At 63.9% G+C, this 3862-nt stretch carries 4 protein-coding genes; 2 read left to right on the top strand and 2 right to left on the bottom strand.

The annotated features are described in order from the left end of the window. Both VHL31_RS09495 and VHL31_RS09490 read left to right on the top strand, forming a co-directional pair. The coding region (locus VHL31_RS09495; protein ID WP_329660967.1) for a hypothetical protein at positions 1-355 on the top strand (355 nt) is incomplete at its 5' end. Between the two features lie 448 nt (positions 356-803). Continuing rightward, positions 804-2309, top strand: coding sequence for a PAS domain-containing methyl-accepting chemotaxis protein (locus tag VHL31_RS09490; RefSeq protein ID WP_329660966.1), 1506 nt, complete (start codon positions 804-806; stop codon positions 2307-2309). A gap of 285 nt (positions 2310-2594) precedes the next feature. Here VHL31_RS09490 and VHL31_RS09485 read toward each other — a convergent pair whose 3' ends face one another. Further along, a complete protein-coding gene (locus tag VHL31_RS09485; RefSeq protein WP_329660965.1) occupies positions 2595-2948 on the bottom strand; it encodes an OsmC family protein in 354 nt (117 codons plus the stop codon). 640 nt (positions 2949-3588) lie between these two features. After that, positions 3589-3862, bottom strand: a 274-nt coding sequence (locus VHL31_RS09480) for a zinc-binding dehydrogenase (RefSeq protein WP_329660964.1), incomplete at its 5' end; no start/stop codon positions are given.

Below are 3862 nucleotides of genomic sequence, written 5' to 3'. Positions count from 1 at the left end.
CTTCTGCGTGCAAGGCGGCAACGAGTGGGCCATGTGGGCCTATGGCGACAACTGCCCGGTGGAGGAGATGCTGATGCCGGGGTTCTTCAGCCCGGCGCATACGCTGTTGCGGACAGGCGACCTCTTGCTGATGGGCAGCGTGCCGTTGCCCAGGCGCGCGGAGGAGCAGTGCCGGTCGGATGGGGGGCGGAAGCTGCTGGCGATGGTGGCGGGGATCGAGAAGGGGATCGTCAGGCTGCGGGTGCTGATCGACTTTGGCGGTCCGGGGGATACGGACCTGGTGCAGGGCGCGGCGCTGGCGGCGATGGTGCAGGGGATGATGGGGATGGGTGGGGCAGGCGTGGCGGGGCGGTAGGTGCCGCGTCTTCCGGCGCCGGCCTCGGCGCAGCACCGCCGCTGTTGAGGATCGACACCAAGGCTGGCGATCCTCGTCGAGGACGACGGCTGCCCATGCATCGCTACAGGCTATGGCTTAGTGGAAGGTGCCGGGAACTCCAGCCGAAGCGGCCGGACCGTGACCTGTGAACGCCATCGACGCTGATCGTCCCCCGCGAGGCCGGTGGGGCAGAGACGAGCAAGGCCTTCTTGAGCTGTGGCGACGCGTCATGTGGAGCTGACGGAGCGAGGGGCCAGATGCTGGCAAGGACGAAAAGGCAGGACCTGCCTTCCGCACACTTGGCCTGGCTGCCGTTTTCTTGGTCGCCGTTCATCAACCGTAAAGCTTTGGCTGGCATCCTGGCGACATCGAAGCGTCGAGGAGCCTGATGGTGTTTGGCAGAAGCGGAAACGGCGGGTCGAGGGTCATGAACACTGCCCTCGGGATGCTGCGTGCCAATGTGATGATCGCAGACTGCAATTTGAACATCATCTATATGAACGATGCCGTCGTCAGGCTCATGCGCGACGCGGAGAGCGACCTGAAGAAGGAGTTGCCGAAGTTCAGCGTCGACAAGCTGGTCGGCAGCAATATCGACATCTTTCACAAGAACCCCGCCCACCAGCGCAAGATGCTGGGTGCCCTGGACAAGCCTCACAGTGCCACGATCCAGGTCGGACCCTGGGCGTTCGACCTCCTGGTGACGCCGCTGGTCGAGCGCGGCAAGCGCATCGGCTTCGTCGTTGAGTGGGCCGATGCCAAGCACCGACTGCTCAACCTGGACTATGCTGCGCAGATGGCCGCGATCAGCCGGTCGCAGGCCGTGATCGAGTTCACCATCGACGGCATCATTGTCGATGCCAACGAGAACTTCCTCAAAGCCATGGGGTACACGCTCGACGAGATCCGCGGCAAGCACCACAGCATGTTCGTGGAACCGTCCCACCGGGACAGCCCGGACTATGTGGAGTTGTGGAAGAACCTGCGGGACGGCAAGTACCAGGCGGCCCAGTTCAAGCGGATCGGCAAAGACGGGAAGGAGATCTGGATCGAGGGTGCCTACAACCCGATCCTGGACATGCACGGCAAGGTCGCCAAGGTGGTAAAGTTCGCCACCGACGTCACCTCGCAGGTCAAGCTCCTGAGCCATCTGAAGATCCTGATCGACCAGAATTTCACCGAGATCGAGCGGGCCATCGATCTGTCGACATCCGGGTCGCGACTGGCGTCGACGGCCGCGGCCAGCACGCTGGATCACGTGCAGCGCGTTGCGGCGGGCGCGGAACAGCTAGCGGCCTCCATCGCCGAAATCTCCCGGAGCATGGCCAGATCGCGCGACGCCACCGAGGACATGTTCGGGCAGACGATGGCCGCCAGCAGGAGAACGGAGACACTTGCCAGTGCTGCCCAGGCCATGAACCGGATCGTGGAACTGATCAGGAAGGTCGCCAGCCAGATCAACCTTCTCGCCCTCAACGCGGCGATCGAGGCGGCCAGGGCGGGTGAAGCCGGCAGAGGATTTGCCGTCGTGGCTTCGGAGGTGAAGGATCTGGCGATTCAGGCGGCCAAGGCCACCGAGCAGATCTCCACGGAGATCAACGGTATCCAGGCGACGTCGGTCGAGGTCGCCGAGGCGCTTTCGGCCATTCGTCAGGCCGTGACGACGGTGCGAGAAAGCGTGACCCTCACCTCTTCCTCCGTGGACGAGCAGAATGCCCTGACGCAGAGCATGTCCAGCAGCATGCAGACGGGCATCCGGTGCCGTCTCGACCGTCTCGTCCAACATCGAGGAGATCTCCTCCGCGGTGGTCAACGCAGCGGAAGCCATCCAGAAGACGAAGCAGGCTGCGCAGGTTCTCGTCCATTGAGTGGTCGACCGATACGCTTGCGAGGACCTGGGCAGAGAATGCAGGATGTTCGTTCGTTCGCCTGAGGAACGATCATGGCTTCTAACGTGAAGGATCCTCGTCGCCATCGCGCGAAGGTGGTGGCTACCGCCTGTCCCGGGTCAGGGCCGCCGGCCCGCCGCTACCCGTGCCGCCACCACGTCGATCATGCCTGCCGCCCGATCCTGATGTGCTGCAAGCCGGCGCTGCTCAGGGCGGCTTCCAGCTTCCCCGGCGAGCCAGCCAACATCAGCGAACCCTTTCTGAAACCTCGACCGTCATTCCGCGCGAGATCGAGTTGCTCACGGTGGAGGTTGCCTTGGCGCGCTCGATCAGGCCGCGGTGTCGGCGTTCTTGTCAACCGGTTCAACCGAGATCCGGACCGTAGCTGCCGTTGCAAGAAGTGGTTCCCCGTCGAACGTCACCGTGACATCGACCGCTACCGCTGGTAGCCGGATCTCCATGGCATGTGCCACATAATAGAGGTCGTTGCAAAAGCACCCGCCGATGGCCAGGGCAAGCAACTGACCGCCATTGAAGCCGAGGCCCAGGCCGCCTGCCTTCCCTTCCGGGGGATCGACGACGACCGAATAGGGACCTGCCCATCCGACACATGCCTCGGTATCCGGGATGCTTCGCAACGTGACAGCCATGGTCGGCATCGCCTGCTTCCTCAGCTTCATCATGTCCCGTCATTCCGTGTAACAGGCTACTGCACGACGACCAGGGGCCATAGGGCTGAGGGAGAGGCCGCCAGGGATCCGAGAACTCACGTCCAGAAGGTTCTAGACCGCCGGGCTCGACCCATGGACGACGTCGCTGTGCAGGGTGAAGGACGAGAGATTGCTGCTGCCATGCGGGCAGAATCGAGGGGAGCAAGGCCTTCGTGCGCCATGGCGGCGTGCGAGGTACGCGGATCCGACCAACATGAAGGTGCCAGAAGCGGGAAGGTGCGGGCATGCAAGACCTGACCCCACCTCCCACATGCATCGTCAAGGACGATGGCGGCCCGCGCATGGCCGCGGGACGTGACATGGTAGAAGGTAATGAGGAAACTTCAGGCGAAGCGGGCGGGCCATGGTCCGTGACCTCCGGGGGTGGGGGATCCTTGCTTGCCAAGCCGGCAGATCGACCACGAGCAAGACCTTCCTGAGCTACGGGAAGGTATCATGCAGAACTGAAGCGGGCGGAAGGTCTGGCAGTTGGGCAGTGCGGGAACGCAAGACCTGACCCCACCTTCCCCAACTTAAGTCACCATCACAATTTTCCCGAGTGGAACGAGGGGGCAACCGGCGCCAGGAACTGCCGGTCGACCCCCGCAATGCGTCAGGCGGCCTGCCGAACGGAGGGCAAGGCGAGCGCCTCGCCCGTCACATCGATCGCGACCTTGCCGCGCAGGCCCCGCGTGGTGCCGTTCTCCAGAACGTCGTGCGCCTCTCCCATCCGTGCCAGCGGCAGCGTCGCCCCGATCACGGGCTTCACCAGCCCGCGCTCGACGAGACGTGTGAGCCCATCGAGCTTGCCTCGGTTCTGGCGGGTGAACACGAAGTGGTACGCGGCGTTCTTCCCCCAAGCCGCGACGAGGTTCTGCGGCTGAGCG

The sequence above is a fragment of the Geminicoccus sp. genome, assembly GCF_036263595.1.
Classification (GTDB): Bacteria; Pseudomonadota; Alphaproteobacteria; order Geminicoccales; family Geminicoccaceae; genus Geminicoccus.
This window is presented reverse-complemented; position numbering and strand designations above follow the sequence as displayed.

Coding starts and splice junctions, on each gene's coding strand:
- VHL31_RS09490 (WP_329660966.1), top strand. CDS start 804: ATGAACACTGCCCTCGGGATGCTGCGTGCCAATGTGATGATCGCAGAC.
- VHL31_RS09485 (WP_329660965.1), bottom strand. CDS start 2,948: ATGATGAAGCTGAGGAAGCAGGCGATGCCGACCATGGCTGTCACGTTG.